Source organism: Longilinea arvoryzae, from assembly GCF_001050235.1.
GTDB classification, from domain to species: domain Bacteria; phylum Chloroflexota; class Anaerolineae; order Anaerolineales; family Anaerolineaceae; genus Longilinea; species Longilinea arvoryzae.
Genome location: NZ_DF967972.1, coordinates 3,853,413 through 3,872,993, shown reverse-complemented (window position 1 = coordinate 3,872,993; position 19,581 = coordinate 3,853,413). Strand labels below are relative to the sequence as shown.

17 protein-coding genes are annotated in these 19,581 nt (G+C 56.9%); 4 read left to right on the top strand and 13 right to left on the bottom strand.

What is annotated here, in order from left to right; all coding sequences use genetic code 11:
• Window positions 1-8 precede the first annotated feature (8 nt).
• Together LARV_RS17370 and LARV_RS17365 are read left to right on the top strand one after the other, a co-directional pair.
• A complete protein-coding gene (locus tag LARV_RS17370) occupies window positions 9-1,169 on the top strand; it encodes an HlyD family secretion protein (protein ID WP_172797915.1) in 1,161 nt (386 codons plus the stop codon).
• Between the two features lie 39 nt (window positions 1,170-1,208).
• On the top strand, window positions 1,209-2,609 hold the full coding sequence (locus LARV_RS17365; RefSeq protein ID WP_075074829.1) for a PP2C family protein-serine/threonine phosphatase: 1,401 nt from the start codon (window positions 1,209-1,211) through the stop codon (window positions 2,607-2,609).
• A gap of 18 nt (window positions 2,610-2,627) precedes the next feature.
• Here the strand turns inward: LARV_RS17365 and LARV_RS17360 are convergent, their stop codons facing one another.
• The 6 genes from LARV_RS17360 to LARV_RS17335 form a co-directional block, all read right to left on the bottom strand.
• Window positions 2,628-3,524: a PHP domain-containing protein gene (locus tag LARV_RS17360; RefSeq protein ID WP_075074828.1), complete on the bottom strand. Its 897-nt coding sequence runs from the start codon at window positions 3,522-3,524 to the stop codon at window positions 2,628-2,630.
• Between the two features lie 255 nt (window positions 3,525-3,779).
• Window positions 3,780-5,420: a ribonuclease J gene (locus LARV_RS17355; protein ID WP_075074827.1), complete on the bottom strand. Its 1,641-nt coding sequence runs from the start codon at window positions 5,418-5,420 to the stop codon at window positions 3,780-3,782.
• Window positions 5,421-5,688: 268 nt separating this feature from the next.
• Window positions 5,689-7,050, bottom strand: coding sequence for an ATP-binding protein (locus LARV_RS17350; RefSeq protein WP_172797914.1), 1,362 nt, complete (start codon window positions 7,048-7,050; stop codon window positions 5,689-5,691).
• The gene (locus tag LARV_RS17345) at window positions 7,031-7,732 is read right to left on the bottom strand and encodes a DnaD domain-containing protein (RefSeq protein WP_075074826.1); all 702 of its coding nucleotides are present in this window, start codon (window positions 7,730-7,732) and stop codon (window positions 7,031-7,033) included. The genes LARV_RS17350 and LARV_RS17345 overlap by 20 nt, the downstream gene beginning before the upstream one ends.
• Before the next feature lie 12 nt (window positions 7,733-7,744).
• A complete protein-coding gene (gene dnaB / locus LARV_RS17340) occupies window positions 7,745-9,133 on the bottom strand; it encodes a replicative DNA helicase (protein WP_083522667.1) in 1,389 nt (462 codons plus the stop codon).
• 94 nt (window positions 9,134-9,227) lie between these two features.
• Window positions 9,228-9,833: a bifunctional nuclease family protein gene (locus LARV_RS17335; RefSeq protein ID WP_083522666.1), complete on the bottom strand. Its 606-nt coding sequence runs from the start codon at window positions 9,831-9,833 to the stop codon at window positions 9,228-9,230.
• Between the two features lie 416 nt (window positions 9,834-10,249).
• Between LARV_RS17335 and LARV_RS17330 the strand changes: the two genes are divergently transcribed.
• Window positions 10,250-10,960, top strand: coding sequence for a response regulator transcription factor (locus LARV_RS17330; protein ID WP_172797913.1), 711 nt, complete (start codon window positions 10,250-10,252; stop codon window positions 10,958-10,960).
• Window positions 10,961-11,125: 165 nt separating this feature from the next.
• Here the strand turns inward: LARV_RS17330 and LARV_RS17325 are convergent, their stop codons facing one another.
• The 4 genes from LARV_RS17325 to LARV_RS17310 are packed head-to-tail and all read right to left on the bottom strand — an operon-like array spanning window position 11,126 to window position 14,756.
• Window positions 11,126-12,289 carry a sodium ion-translocating decarboxylase subunit beta gene (locus LARV_RS17325; RefSeq protein ID WP_075074823.1) on the bottom strand — a complete coding sequence of 388 codons (1,164 nt, stop codon included), beginning with the start codon at window positions 12,287-12,289 and terminating at the stop codon, window positions 11,126-11,128.
• 12 nt (window positions 12,290-12,301) lie between these two features.
• Window positions 12,302-12,745, bottom strand: coding sequence for a biotin/lipoyl-containing protein (locus LARV_RS17320; RefSeq protein WP_075074822.1), 444 nt, complete (start codon window positions 12,743-12,745; stop codon window positions 12,302-12,304).
• A gap of 4 nt (window positions 12,746-12,749) precedes the next feature.
• Window positions 12,750-13,181, bottom strand: a complete 432-nt coding sequence (locus tag LARV_RS17315) for an OadG family protein (RefSeq protein ID WP_075074821.1) — start codon at window positions 13,179-13,181, stop codon at window positions 12,750-12,752.
• Window positions 13,182-13,205: 24 nt separating this feature from the next.
• On the bottom strand, window positions 13,206-14,756 hold the full coding sequence (locus LARV_RS17310) for an acyl-CoA carboxylase subunit beta (RefSeq protein ID WP_075074820.1): 1,551 nt from the start codon (window positions 14,754-14,756) through the stop codon (window positions 13,206-13,208).
• 25 nt (window positions 14,757-14,781) lie between these two features.
• Between LARV_RS17310 and LARV_RS20435 the strand changes: the two genes are divergently transcribed.
• A complete protein-coding gene (locus LARV_RS20435) occupies window positions 14,782-14,925 on the top strand; it encodes a hypothetical protein (protein ID WP_172797912.1) in 144 nt (47 codons plus the stop codon).
• Window positions 14,926-14,989: 64 nt separating this feature from the next.
• On the opposite strand, the gene LARV_RS17305 is transcribed toward LARV_RS20435, so the two are convergent.
• The 3 genes from LARV_RS17305 to LARV_RS17295 all read right to left on the bottom strand — a co-directional run bounded on the left by LARV_RS17305 (window position 14,990) and on the right by LARV_RS17295 (window position 19,564).
• Window positions 14,990-16,285 (bottom strand): pilus assembly protein TadG-related protein, encoded by a 1,296-nt coding sequence (locus LARV_RS17305; RefSeq protein WP_075074819.1) that lies wholly within the window; start codon window positions 16,283-16,285, stop codon window positions 14,990-14,992.
• A gap of 282 nt (window positions 16,286-16,567) precedes the next feature.
• Window positions 16,568-17,926: a pilus assembly protein TadG-related protein gene (locus tag LARV_RS17300; RefSeq protein WP_075074818.1), complete on the bottom strand. Its 1,359-nt coding sequence runs from the start codon at window positions 17,924-17,926 to the stop codon at window positions 16,568-16,570.
• 327 nt (window positions 17,927-18,253) lie between these two features.
• Window positions 18,254-19,564, bottom strand: a complete 1,311-nt coding sequence (locus LARV_RS17295; protein ID WP_075074817.1) for a pilus assembly protein TadG-related protein — start codon at window positions 19,562-19,564, stop codon at window positions 18,254-18,256.
• Window positions 19,565-19,581 lie beyond the last annotated feature (17 nt).

Sequence of the window (19,581 nt, the reverse complement as noted above, 5' to 3'; positions counted from 1 at the left end):
TCAAAATCATGGCACTGCTTCTTTCTATGATTGGGGTGGCGTGCCTGACCGCCTGCTCCGGAATTTCATTCAACGCGGCGGGAGCTGAAGCCACGCCGGTGCCAACCGTGACCGTCGGCGCCGGCCTGATCGCGGAGGGGCGGGTGGTGCCCCATCAATCCGCCACGCTGGCGTTTCCCGTTGGCGGCAGGCTGGGCGATCAACCGGTCGAGGCAGGCGCGAAAGTCGATGCCGGGACCGTGCTGGCGAGCCTGACCGACCGCGAACAGGCGGATGCCGCCTTGAAGAACGCCGAACTGGAACTCGAAGTTGCCCGGCAGCAAAAGGACAACCTGGATCAAGACGCCGGCCTGGCGCAGGCGCAGGCCGAACAGGGCGCGGCTGACGCGCAGAGCCATTTGACGGAAGCGCAAAAGGCATACGACGATACCCACACCCGCGATTACCGTAACCAGTTGGATGATAAAGAAGAGTCCTACCAGCAGGCGAAAACGGATCTCGATGAGGCTCAAAAAGATCTGGACAAGTACAAGGACCTGGATGTCGAAAACTCGACCCGCAAGTCCGCCCAGACGACCTATGACAACGCCAAAGAGGACTACCAGAAGGCGCTCTATGAGCGCGACGGGTTGTTGAACCGGCAAAAAGCCGCCGAAAGCGGCCTGACCCTGGCCCAGGAAACGCTGGCAAAAGCGCAACGGACTCTGGAGAACGTCAAGGATGGCCAACCGGACCCGGATCTGCTCGCGCAGGCTGAAAAACGTCTCGCCGCCGCTCAGGCTCAAGTCGATGCCGCCCAAAAGGCGCTGGCGAACATGGATCTGACGGCCCCGTTCGCGGGCACGCTGATGGATTGGGCGGACGGCATGCTCCCGGGCGTGTGGCTCTCAGCCGGGCAGCCGGTGGCCTATCTGGCCGATACCAGCGCCTGGGAAATCGAAACGACGGACCTGACGGAGTTGAAGGTGGTGGAGATCAAAGAGGGTCAGGCGGCCGACATTCGATTGGATGCCCTGCCGGATGTGCCATTAACGGGTGAAGTAATTTCGGTCGGAAGGGTGTATTATGAGAAATCAGGGGATGTGCAGTACAAAGTGCGCATCCGCATCGATGCTCCGCCGGCTGGAATTCGCTGGGGAATGACCGCTGAAGTGACCTTCGGGAACTGACCCTGAAAGATTACGGTTGTGATCGAGAGGAGAAACGCCATGCCTCGCAAGAAAACAACCTCGCCAGACCCATCGAAGATCCACACCGATCGCGCGCCAATCCAGGATACCATTCATCAATTCATGGAAGCAGAAAGCCTGGATGATTGGAAGCTGGCCGTGCGCATGTACGCCCAGGTGGTCAAACGCCGCTCGGCCGAACTGGCGTTGATCAACAGCGTCCAGGAAGGCCTGTCCTGCCAGTGCGACATGGAAAGCATCTACAACATGGTGGGTGACATCCTGCGGGACACTTTCAACGCCCAGGTGGTGATGATTTCGCAGTACGACGCTCAAACCGGTCGCATTCATCACCACTATGCCATCGAACGCGGACAACACCTCGAAATCCCGGGCTGGCAGCCCATCGACAGCTCACGTTCAGCCATCGCGCGCACCCATAAGCCGCTGATCCTCAATTACGGCGATTTGCAGGCGCTGGTCGATGCCGGAAAAATGCACGTCGTTCCCGGCACCGAAATGCCGAAAACCTGGCTCGGAGTACCCATGCTGGTCAGCGAAGAGGTGCGCGGGATCGTCAGCCTGCAAAATCTGGATATCGAAAACGCCTTCAGCCAGTCGGATATCGACCTGTTGACCGCGTTGACCAACAGCATGAGTATTTCGCTGGAAAACGCGCGTCTGTTCAATGAAACCCAACGCTTGCTGAAATTACTGGAAGATGAGGTCGAAATCGCGCGTCAGACGCAGCAAAGCATCCTGCCGGCCAGGCTGCCGTCCGCGCCCGGTTATGATTTCGGCGCCCTGATGATTCCGGCACGCACGGTTTGCGGGGACTTCTATGATTTCATTCCCCTGGACAATCACCGTCTGTGCGTCGTCATCGGGGATGTGTCGGATAAGGGGCTGCCGGCGGCGCTCTTTATGGCGCTGACCTTCAGCCTGGTGCGCGCCGAGACGGGAAAGAACCAAAACCAACATGCCATTCTGCGGAACGTCAACCGCTACCTGCGAAACATGAACGCGGGCGGCATGTTCGTGACTCTGCTGTACTGCGTCCTCAATTTTCAAAGCGGCCTTTTGGAATATTCCCGCGCCGGGCATTTCCCGCCGATCGTCCTGGATCCCGGGGGCGAATTCATCGCGTTGCCGGTTCAAAACGGGCAATCTTTAGGCATCTTCGAGGAAATCCAGATCGACCAGCAGATGGTTCAACTTCCGGAGGGCGGTCTGGCCCTGCTGTATAGCGACGGCCTGACCGAGGCTTTGAATCCAGACGGTCAGGAATTCGGCCTGGCCGCGGTAAAGCAAAGCCTGATCTCCAGCCGGCGCGAAAGAGGGAATGTGATTTGCGAGCGCCTGTGGAATGCGGTCCAGGCGCACAGCGGCGAGAAACCGCATCAGGATGACTTCACCACGATCGTGATCAAACGGGAATAAATCCGTACTCGGGTGGCTTCATTGCTGGCGCGGTGCGCACAGATTGCTGTGCAGGGCGGAGTTCAGGTCGCTCAGATTGTAAATTGGGACGGAACAGTCCATGTAGCGGGTGCCCAAATCCAGGACTTCGTGCGCGTCGCTGTCGTAGGTGCAGGCGATGTTATTTTGCGCGCCGAGTTCGATCTGATGCTGGTTATCTTCGGCATTCGACATCCAACACTCCATCGCGTCGAATCCAATGCCGTACAGCGTGGCTTCATCGAACACCCAGGGGCGCGTATACGGATGGGCGGCTATGGCCAGCCCGCCCTGATTGTGGATGGCGGTCACGATATCGGCATAGGGTTGGCCGGGGGAAATATACTGGGTTACGCCCAGGCCGACGATGTGCTGATCCGAAGAGACTTCCTGGCCGGGGATGCAGACCAATCGGGTTTCATTCAGGCAGGCCTGAGTGACATCCGGGCAGACGATATGATCGGTGATGGCAATCAAATCCAGTCCCAAATCCAACGCTCCCTGCACCATCTCTTCGTAGGTGTTATCGCCATCCGAGCAGGTGGTGTGCATGTGCAGGTCGATCTGCCAGACGGTGCCGTCCAGAGGTCCAAGCGTGCGGGTCGCACCGGGTTGAGGCGTCAGAGTATCAATCGGAATGAGGGTCTCGGTAGGGAACAGGGTTTCGGTGGGGACGCCCGTATCCGTAGCCGTCTCGGTCGGGGTGATCGTTGAGCCTGGGGTGGCGAAGGGCGTCGGCGTGGCCAGAACCGTGGCGGTCGGTGCAAACGTGAGGGCCACATAAGTCTCGATGACGGCTTTTTGCACCGTCGCGGCCAGATCAGGTGTGGGCGAGGCGCAGCCGGTGAGGAGCGCGGCGAGCAGGCAGAAAATCAGGCCAGAAGATATCTTTTTCATCGTGGAGAAGACGGCTTCAAAAAGGTAAGATCAAAGACAATTTCTGTAGGGGTAATTCATGAATTATCCCTATCGAAATTGACCACGGCCGGGATGGTCCGTTTAGAATGATTATAAGTCTTTCGCGCGCCGGTTAAAACAAGTTAAGAAAAGTGAAATCGCCACGATCGAGATTTCTACTTTTCCATGGAAATACACAAAAAAGGAGTTGTTCCAATTTATGGAGCAACTCCTTTCCGTTTCGAAAAGCTTGAGCTAGAAACGCGAGACAGTGACGAAGATCATCGGGCGGCGGTGGGTTTCACTGTAGAGGTAGTCGCCAACCGATTCTTCCACATCCTTTTGCAGGTTGCCGTTGGCGCGGGACACGGTTTCGGTCACCTTGCGGCGCGCGGAGTTGAAAATCTCATCCGAATCCTGGGCGATGACAAAACCTTTGCTCAAGATCTCAGGCTCGCTGAGCAGGCGGTTGTTGTCGCGCGCCAGGCGCAGGTTGACCAGCACGATGCCGTCCCGTGAAAGCGCTTCGCGTTCGCGCATCACTTCGGCGCTGACATCTCCGACGCCGGTGCCATCCACGAAGACGTAGGAGGTGGGTACGCGTTCGCCCATGTGCATCTCGCCGTCCACAAATTCGAGCACCTGGCCGTTTTCGAGAATTGCGATGTTCTCAGCCGGGATGCCGACCGTTTCCGCGAGGATGGCGTGCTGCTTGAGGTGACGGATTTCACCGTGGATGGGCACGAAGTATTTCGGGCGGACCAGGTGCATGAGCAGTTTCATCTCTTCCTGGCTGGCGTGCCCGGAGACATGCACCGGGGCAATATTCTCATAGATCACGTTGGCGCCGCGTTGGAAGAGCCGGTTGATGGTGCGGTAGACATTCTCTTCGTTGCCTGGAATCGGGCGCGATGAAAGCACGACGGTATCGCCGGTTACGATATCGAAGAGGCGGTTGGTGCCGGTGGAAAGCCGGCCCAGGATCGAGGAGGGCTCGCCCTGCGACCCGGTGCACATGATCACCACATCCCGGGCGGGTAGGCTGCGCGCCTGCTCGATGCTGACCATCAAATCATCGGGAATATCGAGGTAACCCAGCTTGCGGCTGATGCGCATGTTATCCAACATGCTGGTGCCCACGAAGGCCACCTTGCGGTTGTAGCGTTGGGCGGCGTTGGCCACCTGCTGCATGCGCGATACCAGCGAAGCGAAGCTGGCGATGATGATGCGCCCCGTGGCCTGGCTGAAAACCTGGTCGAAGGCGCCGTCGATGACCCGTTCGGAAGGCGTCCACCCCGGGCGGTCGGCATTGGTCGAGTCGGCGAACAAGGCCAGGACGCCGCGTTGGCTGAAATCGGCCAGTTTGGCGTAATCGCTCGGCCAGTTATCCACCGGCGTATGATCGAATTTATAGTCTCCGGAGTGCACGATCAGGCCGGCGGGCGTTTCGATGCCAAAACCAACCCCATCCGGGATGGAATGACAGACGTGAAAGAATTCGACCTTGAAGGGGCCGATTTGCACGCTTTCGCCGGCCCGCACCGTGTGCAGGTCAGCCTTGGAAGCCATGCCGTGGCGGGCCAATTTGGCTTCCAACAGGCCGATGGTCAGCGGTGTGGCGTAAATGGGTGCCTGGATTTCCTCCAGGACGTGGTGGATGGCGCCAATGTGGTCTTCATGGCCGTGGGTGATGGCGATGCCCACCACTTTGGCGCGGTTTTGTTTGAGATAGGTCATATCCGGAATGATGTAATCGATGCCGAGCATGTCATTCTCGGGAAACATGATTCCGGTGTCCACGACGAGGATTTCGTCGTCATATTCGTAGGCCATCATATTGCGGCCAACTTCCCCTAAGCCCCCCAGGGGAATCACGCGTAATGTGCGTTGTTTCATAATTCGTTCTTCTACCTTATACAATTTCTAAAGTTCAAAATACAGCACAGCCAGGCTGTGAAACGGTTCTCATTTTGGTAAGGTTTGCAAACAAAAAACCCCTGCTGTAGAAACCAGCCGGGGTTTTAGGACAATCCAAAGGCTTTCGAGCCCGTGTGAATCTGTACGACTTCAACCTGCGACCGGTCTCCCGGTAATTATTCACCTTACGCGATAAATTTTAACATAAATCGGCAGGCTTGTCAAAACATTGGGCCGCGCAGGCGGTTTAATGGGTCGTCGTGCGGCGAGCAGCGCGGCGCGGTTTCTCGACCGGACTGGTCCGGTAAGCCGGCAGCAGAATGGCGTAAATATCACACAGGCGGCTGTCGAGCATGCGGCTGCGAATGCGCGGATCGAGGTCTTCCATTTTGGATGAGGTGGTAATGACGGTTGGCAGGCGGGCCATGTAGCGGTAATTGAACAACTGGTAGAGTTTCTCGCGCGCCCAGGGACTGGCGCTCTGGGTTCCCAGGTCATCCAGGATGAGCAATTGCGCGTTCTTGACCTCTTCGAAGCGCCGGTCGTAGGATACTGTGCTGGAAGGGCTGAATGCCGCCCGCAGGTGATCGAGCAGGTCGGGAACGACCACGAAGATGGGTTCTTCGCCCAACGCCTTGCGGTAATTGCCGATGGCGGCGGCCAGGTGGGTCTTGCCGCAGCCGTAGTCGCCCATCAGCACCAGCCAGCCGCGCGGGTTTTCGGCGAACTGTTGGGCGGCATGGAAGGCGTTTTCGAGGCTGCGCTGACTTTCGGGGTCATGGCGCTCGTATTCGCGCAGGCTGAAATTGCCAAAGGTACGGTCGCTCAACAGGGGCAGGGACGAGACCTGGGGTTCGGAGGAATCCTGCAGGGCGGTGCGATAATCAGGGGCGTAGATGCGCACAGTCGTGACCATGTCGGCATCCAGCAGGCGCGAACGAATGCGGCCGTCGATTTCATCCATGTTCTGGTTGGTGGTGACGACCAGCGGCAGTTTGTTGACATAGCGGTAGTTGATGATCTGGTAGAGCTTTTCCTGCGCCCAGGCGGTCGTATTCTGCGTACCCAGGTCGTCCAGCACCAGCAGGCGAATGTTGCGTATCTCCTCGAAGCGTTCCTCGAAATTGGCATCGGGCGAATCATAGGAGAAACGCAGCCAATCCAGCAGGTCAGGCACGGTGAGGAACAGGGTTGGCACGCCCAGGCTGACGACATAGTTGGCAATGGCAGCGGCCAGGTGGGTTTTGCCGCAGCCGTAGCCCCCGGCCAAAAAAAGCCAGCCGGAGAGGGTTTTGGCAAAGCTGGCGGATTGATTGAGCGCGTATTCGAGCGAGCGGATATGCTGGTCGGCCAGACCCATGCGGCCCTGCGGCTTGAAGGTGTCGAAGGTCATGCGGTCGAAGGCTTCCAGGTTGCTCAGACGGAAGAGGCGTTCACGCGCGGCCAGTTCGACGTTCTTCTGGCGGCAAACGCAGATTTGCATCTTGCCGAAATCGGGATCGGTGATGGGCAAGTCTCTGCGCACATAACCCAGGCCCCCGCAGATTTTGCAATTGGGGTCGCCGGGCTGGCTCTGGCGCAGGATTTCTTCAATGCTTGATGAAGTCACCGAACTCTCCTTCGATGTAGCGGCGGCTATCTTTTTCAGATTCTCTCCGATCTTCTTCATCGCGTCCCTTCTCCTGCCAGGATCGCAAAATGGCTTCGACGTAACGCCAGTTGCGCGCGTTGCGCTTCACTGCGATCCGAATGGCATCTTCGATCCAATCTGCGCGGAATTCCTTTTCGGCGGCCTGGAGTTCCTCCGCAATCAGCGGAGTCAGCGGGCCGAGGTTCTCTTCATACAGGCGGAAAATGTTGGGGCGTTCATCCGCCAAGACCGCCAGTGGGCGCGCGCCCGAGGGCGGCGCCCATTGTCCGGCACGCAGCGCCCGAACTGCAGCCCGGCCGCGCGGTGTATTGAGGAAGTACAGGCGTTCTTCCGGTTTACCGCCCTCCATTTCCACGCACAACAGGGTTCCGCGCTGCACGGCCTGTTCCAGCGCGTCCAGCAGGGCGTTTTGGGCCTCTTCCGGCGTGGCGCCCAATGAAGCCATGAAGCGCTCGTCGGCGAGCATCTCGGCCACACTCGCGTAGCGCGGGCTGCTTTCCTGCCGATCGAGCAGCCAGAAAATATACAGGGTCACTTTCAGCTCGCCGAGGTGATCGATCTGCGGCAGCAGCTCGCTGAAGAAGGCCGCCGGGATGCGCGTCAGGTGAGTCTTGCCGTCTGGGAAACCGTTGAATGGCATGCTTCAGCCCTTCTAGCGGTGGGGTGGGCCATTGGGGCCGGGCACAGTGGCGGCGTTTTCGAAGCGCGCCAGGTTCGAGCGGAAGAACAGCTCGATGCCGGGGTGCGTGGGGCCATTGCGGTGTTTGGCCACGATAATCTCGGCCATGTTGGCGCGCGGGCTGTCCTTTTCCAGCGCATCCGGCCGGTGAATGAACATGACGATGTCGGCGTCCTGTTCCAACGAACCGGATTCGCGCAGGTCGGAAAGCACGGGGCGTTTGTCGGCGCGCTGCTCGACCGCGCGCGAGAGCTGCGCCGCCGCCAGCACGGGGACGTTCAATTCGCGCGCCAATGTCTTGAGGTTGCGTGAAATGTAGGAAACTTCCTGCACGCGGTTATCGTTACGCGTATCGCCTGACATCAATTGCAGGTAGTCCACGATGACCAGGTCGAGGTTGTACTCGAGGTGCAGGCGCCGGCATTTGGTGCGCAGCTGCATGGGGGTCAGGCCAGGCGTATCGTCCAGCCAGATGTTCGTATCGGAAAGCACTTCGATGGCGTGAATGAAAACCGGCCATTCGTTGTCGCTCAACTTGCCGGTGCGCAATTTTTGGGTGTCCAGGCCGGTCTCCTGTGCGATGAGGCGCTGAACAAGCTGTTCGGCGGACATTTCGAGCGAGAACATGGCCACGTGCTTCTTGTGCTTCTGGGCGGCGTTCTTGGCCACCGAAAGCATGAAACCGGTTTTACCCATGCCTGGGCGTCCGGCGATGATCAGCAGGTCCGACTTTTGCAGACCGCCGAGCAACTTGTCCAGATCCGCCAGGCCGGTCGGCACGCCGAAGATCTCTTCATCGCGCTGCGAAAGCTGGTCGACGCGGTCGTAGTACTCGCTGAGCACCTGCTGGATGGGCTGGACATCGCGTCGGGCGCGGCGTTCGCTCAACCCGAAGATCGATTTTTCGGCTTCGTCGATGATGGTATCGACGGTTTGCTCCTGATTGTAAGCCTGACGGGCCAGTTCATTGGCGGCGGCCAGCATGCGGCGGCGCACCGCCTGCTCGGCGACGATCTTCGCGTACGCCTCGGCGTGCAGGGATGTCGGGGTCTGGTTAAGCAGGGTCGTGATGTAGGCCGGTCCGCCGGCCTCGGCGAGCTGGGTGCGTTCTTCCAGCTCATTACAGACGGTCAGATAATCGATGGGCAGGCGCTGGTCGTGCAGGTGCGAAAAGGCCTCCCAGATCCAGCGGTTGCGCACAATGTAAAAATCATCCGCCTGGAGCTGCTGGGCGACGTCGTAATAGACTTCCGAATTGATCAAAACGGCACCCAGGACGGCCTCTTCGGCTTCGCGGTTGTGGGGTTGCGCCTGGTAATCGGTGGAGGGGGCTTCGTCCATGGGCGGAGGGAAATCAGTCATGAGTTGTTTCCGTTATTGCGATCACTCGAAGAAAAAGGGCCTGGATGATTGAAAAACCACCGGGGCTTTGCGTGGAGCCCCGGCGGAGGTGAGCTTATTTTTCAGGTTCAGGCCCCCCCTCGTCCGGTTTTTCCTCGTCGTCCTCATCATCGGAGGGTTGGGTAAGATCATCCATGTTGATGTTGGAGAGGAAATCTTCGAAAATCGACAGGCGGTCTTCGCCTTCCCCTTCGGATTCGGGCTCAGCCGGTGCGGACGGCGCGGGTTTGGATTCGGTGGGTTCGATGTCCTGCTCGGGAATGACGCCGGCCGCGTCCATCACCTCGCGGGCAATCAGGATGGGCACATGGGCGCGGACGGCCAGAGCCAGCGCGTCCGATGGCCGTGAGTCGATGTTCACGGTCTGGCCGTTCACCTCGACCACTAAATTTCCGTAGAATACGTCCTCGCGCAGGGAAAGCACCTCGACGCGAACGAGTTGGGCATCCAGATTTGTCAGGATGTTTTTCAATAAATCATGGGTTTGCGGGCGGGCAACCTCGATCTCCTGTAAAGCGATCGTGATCGCCTCAGCTTCATACGGCCCGATCCAGATCGGCAGGTAGCGGTCGGTATTCAGTTCACGCAGCACGACAATGCGCTGTTGGTTGGTAAGACTGACGCGCACGGAGTCGATGACTACTTCAACCATCCTAGGCATAGAAAAAAACCTCCCTTGACGGGCTACAGGTAAATCGTATCAATATTCTAACACGGCGGGAAATGGGATGCAACCGAAATAACCCTCGCGCACGCGCGGGAAGCCGGCGCCTGAAACCCGTATTTAATAATTAACAAATATTAAGAGAATAAACGCTAAATCTTTTCTTAAGTTATAAGGTATAATACTGGAACTCGGGTACCAGGTTACTTATTGACTCCGCAGCCTTCTGCCACGCATAAATAGGGGACCTAACATCGGCGGCGGTGTCACTCCTTTAGGGAGCAGTTTTTGTTGATTGCATTTTTCAGAACTGACACGCCGGAACGAACCCTTTTTCCGGTAGTTTTGGTTTATACTTTCCAGGGTCCCGTGACCAGGAGTTACAAAAATGCGCAAAACCGGTGGTGATGTTCATGACAGCTAAAATTCTACTCATCGAAGGAAAACGCAACGACGGTCCCTCCTTTGTCGCCGGGCTGACCAAAAAAGGCTTTCAGGTGGAAACAGTGGCCAGCGGAAGCGCCGCACTGACGCGCCTGCAGGAGAGCCGCCCCGACCTGGTGGTCGTCAATGCGGCAACCATGCGCACCAGCGGCAAACGCATCTGCATGTCGCTGCGCCAGGAAGCGCCGAGCGTTCCGATTGTGCTGATTTTGGAACAAAATTCAGAGCCAATCGATAAGATCGACGCCAATGTAGTTCTGAATTTGCCATTTACGCTGCAAAAATTGTTGAACCGGATCAAGCCGCTCCTGCCAACGGAGCAAAAGGCGGTGATGCGCGCCGGGCCGATCAGCCTGGATGTCGACCAGCGCTGGGTGCGCTGCGGTGGACGCCAGTCCAGCCTCACACCGCGTCTGGTGACGCTGTTGAAAATTCTGATGGAGCAGCGCGGGGTGGTCATCGAACGCGAGCGGTTGTTCAGCATGGTGTGGGATACGAATTACACCGGAGACACGCGAACCCTGGACGTTCACGTTTCCTGGCTGCGTCAGGCCGTGGAGGATGACCCGCGTCATCCGCGTTATATCAAAACCGTGCGTGGGGTGGGTTATCGATTGGATGTGGATGAGCCTGAGAAGACCCGGCCCATTCCGCCGTTGAACAGTAAGAAATTATTGTAAGACAAATGTTAATAAATTACGCAGTGTTCCGGTAGCGCAAACCGGAACACTGCGTTTTTTAACAATCATTTTTCGCATCCGCGTCGCTGAACCCGTTGACCGATTAACGAAACAGACGGCGCTCCGTATGAAGCGCCGTCTGTTGAAGGTTCGACAGGGGGTGGTTTAGCCGAAGCCGAGACCCCTTACCAGGGCCAGCAGCAAGCCGCCAGCGATGACGCTGCCGAGCTGACCGGCCGTATTCGAGCCCATGGCATGCATGAGGATGAAGTTGGTGTAATCTTCATCCTGCGCCATTTTGGCGGCCAGACGGCCGGCCATCGGGAAGGCGCTGATGCCGCACGCGCCGATGAGCGGGTTGATCTTGTGGCCGCTCATCACGCACATCAATTTGCCGAAGAGCAGTCCGGCAATCGTATCGATGACGAAGGCCAGCAGGCCAAGGCCCAGGATCATCAAGGTCTGATATTGAATCTGCTGCCCCGCGGGTGCTGCGGCGTTGAAGAGGAATTTCTCGGAGGTCATGGTGGCGCCGATGGCCAGACCGAGGAACAGCGTGGAAACGTTGATGATTTCGTTCTGCACCGACTTGCTCAGGCGGTCGATCACACCGCTTTCCTTGATCAGGTTGCCCAGCATCAGGGACGCGATCAGGGGAGCGGCATCCGGGGCGATCAGGCTGATCACCACGGTCACCACAATCGGGAAGAGGACGACGGCCATCTTAGAGACCGGGATGGGCGCATATTCCATTTTGATCTGCCGTTCACGCTTGGTGGTGAGCAGCCTCATGATCGGCGGCTGGATGATCGGGATCAGGCTCATGTAAGAGTAGGCGGCCACAGCTACGGGCCCGAGCATATCCGGGGCCAGTTTGGTGGTAACGAAAATGGCAGTCGGGCCGTCGATGGCGCCGATGACGCCAATGGAAGCCGCCTGGGGGATGGTGAAGCCGAGCAGGATGGCCAGCAGGAGCGTGCCATAGATGCCGAACTGACCGGCTGCGCCCAACAAGGCCATTTTGGGCATGGCCAGCAGCGGCCGGAAGTCGATCATGGCGCCCACGCCGACGAAGATGAGCAGCGGGAACAGTTCAGTCTTGATGCCGGCGTCATAGATTACCTTGAGCCAGCCCCCTTCCTGATAGGCGGACATCCCCAGATTGGCAAATACACAACCAATCCCGATGGGGAGCAACAGTACAGGTTCGATTTCCTTGGCGATGGCCAGATAGATCAACAGACAACCGATGATGATCATCACGCCATCCGCCCAGGTGAAATCGGTGAACCCTTTCGTAAGGAATTGAATAACCTGGGTAAAATCCATTGCGGCTCCCTGTTACGCGCTGTATTCCACCAGCACCTGGCCGTGGCGGACGTGGTCGCCAACGGAGACTTTGATGGCGCCAATTTTACCGGCGCGTTCAGCGCGGATGGCGTTTTTCATTTTCATCGCTTCCAGCGTGAGCAGTTCTTCACCTTGAGCAACACTCTGGCCTTCCTTGACGGCGATGGCCACAATGACGCCCGGGATGGGAGCCGTCACGGCATTGGCCGAGCTTGAACCGCCATTGGCGGGCGCGGCGGCCGGGCGGGCGGGCTTTTCGACCTCAGGGCGGGCAGCGACGGGCGCGGCAGCCGGGGCAGGCGTGCTGGCCGCAACGGCCTCTTCCGGCCAGACTTCGAAGGTCTGACCTTCGACCGTGGCGAGCACCGGGCGAGCATTCAGGTCGGAAATCTCGACCTCGTATTCCTTATTCTGTACTTTGACGCGAACAATCATGAGATTAATTCCTTCCTGCTTTCCGGCTAAAGAGATTCAACCGCTGGTTCAAGCGGTTTGCGCGGTGAATAGCCTGCCAGGAGCTTGTGGTGAGTGTTTGCGCGCCGGCAATCAGGGCATTGAGGGCGCTATCCTGTGAAGTGAGTGAAAAGGTCATGGCCGCAGTACCGCCGGTGTTGATGTGCGGTCCCATTGAAAGCCGTACGGCCACTGCCGCCGCGGCAGCCTGGGCGCGCAGTTCTTCGTCCACACTGACTTCCAGCGGTTCTTCGCCGGTATCGATATCTTCGCCGGCGCCTTCTTCTTCCTTATCCGGGAAGAAACGGTTGGCAACCTTCACCATCAAAATCATGAGACCCCAAAGCAGGGCAAGAGAAAGGAAAACCAATCCCATGCCGATCAGGGTGATCAATAAACCAGCTACAATGTTCGACATAGATACAGCCTTCTTCCGAGTGGGTTATACCGGCATATTGCCGTGTTTACGTGCCAGCGCTGAAACGCTCTTGTCGCGCAGAGCCAACAGGGCGGCAATCACGCGGGCGCGCGTTTCACGCGGCTCGATCACATCATCGACGTAACCCTTGGAGGCGGAGGCGTATGGATTGAGGAATTTCTCGCGGTATTCCGCGGTCAGACGGGCGCGCTCCGCGGCCGGGTCGGCAGCGGCTTCGATCTGCTTGCGGTAAAGAATATTGGCCGCGCCTTCAGGACCCATGACGGCGATTTCAGCGCTGGGCCAGGCATAATTGATGTCTGTGCCAAGGTATTTGCTGCTCATGACCACGTAGGCGCCGCCGTAGGCCTTGCGCGTGACAATGCTGATCTTGGGGACGCTGGCTTCGGAATACGCGTACAGGACCTTGGCGCCGTGGCGGATGATACCGCGGTGTTCCTGATCCACGCCGGGCAGGAAGCCGGGTGAATCCACAAACGTGACCAGCGGTATGTTGAACGAATCACAGAAGCGCACGAACCGGGTGATCTTATCGGCGGCATCCAGGTCGATCGAGCCGGCCATCACACTGGGTTCCTGCGAAATGATCCCCACGCTCATGCCGCCCATGCGGGCCAGGCCAACGATGGCGTTGCGCGCAAAAGTGGATTGCAGCTCGAGGAAAGAACCCTTGTCGACGATATGTTCGATGGCCTCGTGCATACTGTAGGGCATATAGGGATCGATGGGCACCAGATGGTTGAGCTCCTCATCCATGCGGGTGGGACTGTCGTCGCTGGCGACCGCAGGCGGATTGTCGACGTTGTTGGCGGGCAGGTAGGAAAGAACGCGCCGGGTGAGGGCGATGGCGTTTTTCTCACTGTCGGCAGTCAACGTGGCCAGGCCGCTGATGGAAAGGTGCGTTTCGGCGCCGCCGAGCGTCTCGAAATCCACAATCTCGCCGGTGACGGATTTGATCACTTCGGGGCCGGTGAGGAACATGTAAGACTGCTTCTCGACCATGATGATCATGTCGGTCAGGGCAGGTGAATAGGCTGCGCCGCCGGCGCACGGGCCGAGAATCAGGCTGATTTGCGGGACGATGCCGGAATACTGGGCATTGCGCTTGAAGATTTCAGCGTAGCCGCCCAGACTGAGCACGCCTTCCTGAATGCGCGCGCCGCCCGAGTCGATCATTCCGATGATCGGAGCGCCGGACTGGACCGCCAGATCCATCACCCGGCAGATCTTGTGGCTTTGCATTTCACCCAAAGCGCCGCCCTGGACTGTGAAGTCCTGGGCGTAGGCGTAGACCAACCGGCCTTCCACGTTGCCAAAGCCGGTCACCACACCATCCCCGGGCGTTTTCTCGGAAGGATTGGTCTCGTCATCGCGCATGGTGACGAAAGGCTCCGTCTCGTGGAAGGTGCCGGGATCCAGCAGCAGATCGATACGTTCACGAGCGGTCAGCTTATGCTTGGCGTGCTGCTTGGCGATGCGTTCAGCGCCGCCGCCCTGGCGGGACTTTTCGCGCATAGAGCGCAATTCAACAATGCGGGGATCTTCTTCGGGCATAACAGTCCTCTTTTCGAGAAGATAAATGCAGCAAGTTGCGGGCGCCATTCCAGAAAAAAAGGAAACTACCCGCATCATCAATTGTAATCATGTTCACAAGCCGTGGCTGGAAGAAAAAAGCATGTTTTTCACTGATTTTCATCCTGAATTGAAACGATTAATCCAATGATTAACAGTATAAAAAAGCTGCGAAGCAAATCTTGCTCCGCAGCCCGATGAGACGAGGGAAAGGCCTACCGCAGCAAATCCAGAGTCGGATTGTGGAGATAGACGTTGTTTCCGTCATAATTGATATTCACGGCCGCGTTGCCGTGGATCTTCACATGATCGGCAATCATCTCGGTGTGATAGGTGGGGTTGACATCGCCCGTGCCACCGACTTCGATTTCACCCTTGGGGGCGTAAATGGTGCCGGCAAAAGCGCCCACGCCATTGCCGACCAGTTTGATGTCGCCTTGCTCGGCGTAAAACAACACGCCGGAAACAGCAGGTGATGCGGCCGGATAGGCCGCCGAAGGAGCGTACAGGTTGACCTCTCCACCGCCATTGATGGTGACCGTGTTGGACCCGAGCATGACAATGGAAACGCCATAGCCGGTGAGTTTATTCTGCCCGTTGATTTTCAGAGCGCCATCGATGCAGTAAAGCCCGGGTTTCAGGGTGAGATCACCCTGCGAATCGATCCCGTTCGAGTAAACTCCCGGGGAAATGGTGCCGCTTTGTTTCTTCTGCGAGTGCGTATCGGTCAGCGCAGCGCAGTCCGGTTCGGGAATGTCGATATCGAGCTGCATGCTTGGATCCTTAATCGGGTCGTCTCCGATGAAATTGGGCGTGCCGCCGGTGCGAAAGACACCCGGTTCGCTGTTACTGACAGCCACGCTGCCCTTGCCGTTGATCGTGATACAGGTGCCGGAATAAATCCCGCCGCCGTCCAGGTGGGTATCGATTTTGCCGTCAAAGTAGACCCCGCCGCTGTTCTGCCCGCAGTCCGTCCGGTCCGTGGCGGCAATGGCAAAGCCGCCGCCTGAAGGCCGGGTGGGGCGAATGCGGGTTGTTGCGGTGACCGTATTCATCAAGGGCTGGTTGCTCACCAGGTGTAGAAAATTGGTGTTGGTTTGCGAGGTAATCCGCACTTCGATATCCAGGTATTTGTCGAAATCCGTGGATGTGCAGGTTACTTTGACGCCATTATCGTCGGTGATGTCCGTGTCGATCGTGAAACCGTTGGTACTTGCACGGAAAATGACGGCATCGATGATTTCGTGTTTGACAAGATTCATCTTCTTGCCGATGATATTCAGATCCGAGCAATTGAAATCATGGCTGGCGTTCATATCGTGCAGTTGCATATACGTGGCGCCAGCGCCGCCGCCGGCCATTGAAGCGCTGTCCGCCGCACTCTGGTTCGCACGCCGGTCGGAGTAGACCATGGCGCCGTCAATGGCCAGGCCGGCGAAGGCCAGCAGCCCAACCAAAACCAGGGCGAATAGAACGATGATTTGACCGCGTTGCGTGTTCGATGATGTCATCTTTTTGTTCTCCTGAAGACCCAATGACTCAGATCGATGGCTGAGAATGAATAGTTCTTTCAATAATTTTGGCTTTATAACTTTTTCAGAATGCATCACATAATCCTGCCAACTATACAGGATGCGATTGACAAATAACCGACAAATATCCAATTCGAAAGGAAAATAATGAAAAGTCAGGATTCTTTAATGATTCTGACCTGAAAAACAGGGAAATGGATCAATAAAAAAAACAGCGCGGAGATTGTTTCTCCGCGCTGTTTCGACATTCCAGGAAGATGTTTACCGAACGAGCGTCAGCCAGGATTCTCGAATGGAAAAATCATAATCGTCATAGTTGAGGTTGATGGTGGTATTGCCCGAGACGGAGACCTTCTTGCCGATCAATTCCGTGTTGTACTGGATCGTATTCGTGGAACTGGTACCGCCGACCTTGATCAGGTTGTTCGGGCCGTATATGGTGCCTTCGAACAGACCGGCGCCGCCGCCTTCGAGGGTGATGACCCCTGCGGTATTGTTATCCGCCGAGCGGATCAAGACACCTTGAATTTCGTTGGCCACGACCGTATAATCTTCGAAGTCTGGCGGCGCTTCCAGAATGACCGTGCCGGTGCCGGTGACGGAGAAGTTCGAATATCTATTGGAGCCGTATTTCTGCAGGTAAATGGTCACGTTGTGGCCGGTGATGTTCGCCGAACCGCTGATCTCGAAATCGCCTTTCATGCAGTACAGCCCGGGCTGCAAAATCAGGCTCTCACTATTTCCGACCTTGATGCGGCTGTAATTGCCCGGCCCGATCGTCCCGCTGCCGGTCTGCGATACGTACGGTCCCGATCCGCATTTATCCGCCGGATCGGCGATATTAATCGCCGGCAGTTCTTCCTGGGATTTGGTGGCCGGGAGCGGGTTCATGACGCCGCCGCCCGCGATGTCGAAGGTATCCATGTAGGTGAAGCCCGGATCGTCCACGCCGACATTGACGTGACCGCCGCCGGAAATGCACGAACTCGAGAAAACGCCGCCGCCGTCAATGGTGACGTCGATACTACCTTGAAAATCGATGCCGCCGCCGGAATAAGAGGCGCAGGGCGTGTCATCCAATGAGACGATGGCGTTGCCAAAACCGGTGGTCGTGGGCGGGTAAACGCGCGCCACGCTGGTGACCGTATTAACCAACGGCGCGCTGGAGACCAGTTGCGAGAAACTGGTCTGGGTATTCGTGGTCACCTGGACCTTCACTTCAATGTACTTCTCGTAGAATTCCTCGCCGAGATCGCGACAGTACACTTCCACGCCATGTTGGTCCGAAAGGTTGTTGTCGATCGTGATCGAGTTTTGAGCGGCGCGGTTAATGGCTGCGTCGATGGCTTCGTGTTTCACCGCGTTCATCTTCGCGCCGGCAACGTCGAAGTCGGAGCAGTCGAAATCCTTGAAGGAATAGATATCGCGCGTCTGCATCACGTTTCCGGCTGCGCCGGCGCCGGCCAACGCGGCGGCATCGGCCGTACTCTGATCGAAGCGGCGATCGGAATAGACCATGGCGCTGTCGATTGCCAGACCGCCAAAAGCGAGCAGCCCGACTGCCACCAGGGCGAAGAGAATGATTATTTGTCCCCTTTGGGAATTTGCCGTGACCTTCATGATAAGCCCTCCTCGATGCTGAGCAAAGATCACAAACTTCCGGTGAGCGGAATGATTCGCCTGATGAATGCGATCTAAAAAAGGATGGGAAAATGACAGTTTTAAAATTGAAAGCTTAATACAACCTGCTCACGATAGATTCTAACCATTCTGAAAGGCAATACACTTTACAATCGGTTTGCAAGCTAACGGCCATTTTCCTTAAGAATTATTAAGGGGAGGGCGAAAATGAAATTCTCAACACCTGGGCAGGGAAACACAACGCAGCCGGGCAACCGGCTGCGTTGTGTTTGGAAAACTAAATTCCTTTTTGGATCGATTGAAATATTATTTCAAGAGGTCCAAATAAGAAGGATCGGTCAGGACTTTCTTATAATCCACTTTCACGGCCACGAACGGATTGCCGTGGATCTTGACATTGTTGCCGATCAAGACAGTCTCCCATGTGTAGGTGGTTTCTGCACCGCCCAGGTCAATTGTTCCGTAAGGAGCATAAATCGTTCCGCTCAATTCAGCCGTGGCATTGCCTAACATGGTGAAACCGCCGTCGCCGAAGTAGAAAAGCAATCCGGGCACAGCTGGCGCGACGCTACCTTCTGCGGGAGCTGTGAGGTGTGAGAATCCCCCGTTCCATTCAACGTTCCCGGTGCGGAAGTACATCGTAACGCCATTACCCTGCAGGTTAGCAAGTTTTCCATTACTGGGTTGATCGACGCAATATAGGCCTGGCGCCAGCGTTCCATCCTGTTTGATGCCATTCGTATAAATACCCGGCTGGTAAATGCCGCCAATTTTTGCGGGATTGATGGGAAGGCCGGTGCATTTGGGTGGATCGATCGTAACCTGCAGATTATAGGTGGAAGATTGCTCCATCGTCAGCGGGTCGCCATTTCCATCGACAAACACACCATCATTGGTCCAATCTGAACTGGTTCGGGCATAGGCAGGTGGATCGCTGTTTAGAACGACAATTTCAGAATTGCCGTTCCGGATGATGCAGGTGTTCGATGACATGCCGCCCCCGTCGGAAACCACTTCGATGGTGGTTCCGTCCAGGTAAATACCGCCCACATATTGGCCGCCCTGTTTGCACTGGGTCTCATTGAGTGCAATGATGCCATTGCCGCCGCCCTTCGGTGCAATTGGGCGAATCCGCGCAATAGCAGTGACGGTGTTCATCAATGGCCGATTGAAGACCAGGTGCAGAAAGCTGGACTGGATCTGCGCTGTAATCCTGACCTCTACATCCAGGTACTTGTCTGTGTTGGTATCGGAACAGGTTACTTTGACGCCCATATTATCGGATATATCATTATCGATAATATAGCCGTTGACGCTGGCGCGTGAAATCGCGGCATCGATGATATCATCCTCGACGAGATTCATCTTTGTTCCGGCGTAATTCAGGTTATTGCAGTTAAAATCAGGTTTTGAGTAGATTTCCCGCAATTGCATGGTGTTTCCGCCCGCGCCTGCGCCGGCCAATGCAGCGCTGTCGGCTGCGCTCTGCGAAGCCCGACGGTCGGAATACAACATGGCTCCATCGACGGCCAGCCCGGCAAAGGCCAACAGGCCGACCAACGCCAGGACGAACAGGATGATCACCTGCCCTCGTTGATACTCTAGAGTGCTTTTCATATTTCCCTCCTAGTGGT

Bases quoted from the DNA above. Each gene is read 5' to 3' on its own strand.
- LARV_RS17370 (WP_172797915.1), top strand. From the start codon at position 9: ATGGCACTGCTTCTTTCTATGATTGGGGTGGCGTGCCTGACCGCCTGC.
- LARV_RS17365 (WP_075074829.1), top strand. From the start codon at position 1,209: ATGCCTCGCAAGAAAACAACCTCGCCAGACCCATCGAAGATCCACACC.
- LARV_RS17360 (WP_075074828.1), bottom strand. From the start codon at position 3,524: ATGAAAAAGATATCTTCTGGCCTGATTTTCTGCCTGCTCGCCGCGCTC.
- LARV_RS17355 (WP_075074827.1), bottom strand. From the start codon at position 5,420: ATGAAACAACGCACATTACGCGTGATTCCCCTGGGGGGCTTAGGGGAA.
- LARV_RS17345 (WP_075074826.1), bottom strand. From the start codon at position 7,732: ATGCCATTCAACGGTTTCCCAGACGGCAAGACTCACCTGACGCGCATC.
- dnaB (WP_083522667.1), bottom strand. From the start codon at position 9,133: ATGACTGATTTCCCTCCGCCCATGGACGAAGCCCCCTCCACCGATTAC.
- LARV_RS17335 (WP_083522666.1), bottom strand. From the start codon at position 9,833: ATGCCTAGGATGGTTGAAGTAGTCATCGACTCCGTGCGCGTCAGTCTT.
- LARV_RS17330 (WP_172797913.1), top strand. From the start codon at position 10,250: ATGACAGCTAAAATTCTACTCATCGAAGGAAAACGCAACGACGGTCCC.
- LARV_RS17325 (WP_075074823.1), bottom strand. From the start codon at position 12,289: ATGGATTTTACCCAGGTTATTCAATTCCTTACGAAAGGGTTCACCGAT.
- LARV_RS17320 (WP_075074822.1), bottom strand. From the start codon at position 12,745: ATGATTGTTCGCGTCAAAGTACAGAATAAGGAATACGAGGTCGAGATT.
- LARV_RS17315 (WP_075074821.1), bottom strand. From the start codon at position 13,181: ATGTCGAACATTGTAGCTGGTTTATTGATCACCCTGATCGGCATGGGA.
- LARV_RS17310 (WP_075074820.1), bottom strand. From the start codon at position 14,756: ATGCCCGAAGAAGATCCCCGCATTGTTGAATTGCGCTCTATGCGCGAA.
- LARV_RS20435 (WP_172797912.1), top strand. From the start codon at position 14,782: ATGCAGCAAGTTGCGGGCGCCATTCCAGAAAAAAAGGAAACTACCCGC.
- LARV_RS17305 (WP_075074819.1), bottom strand. From the start codon at position 16,285: ATGACATCATCGAACACGCAACGCGGTCAAATCATCGTTCTATTCGCC.
- LARV_RS17300 (WP_075074818.1), bottom strand. From the start codon at position 17,926: ATGAAGGTCACGGCAAATTCCCAAAGGGGACAAATAATCATTCTCTTC.
- LARV_RS17295 (WP_075074817.1), bottom strand. From the start codon at position 19,564: ATGAAAAGCACTCTAGAGTATCAACGAGGGCAGGTGATCATCCTGTTC.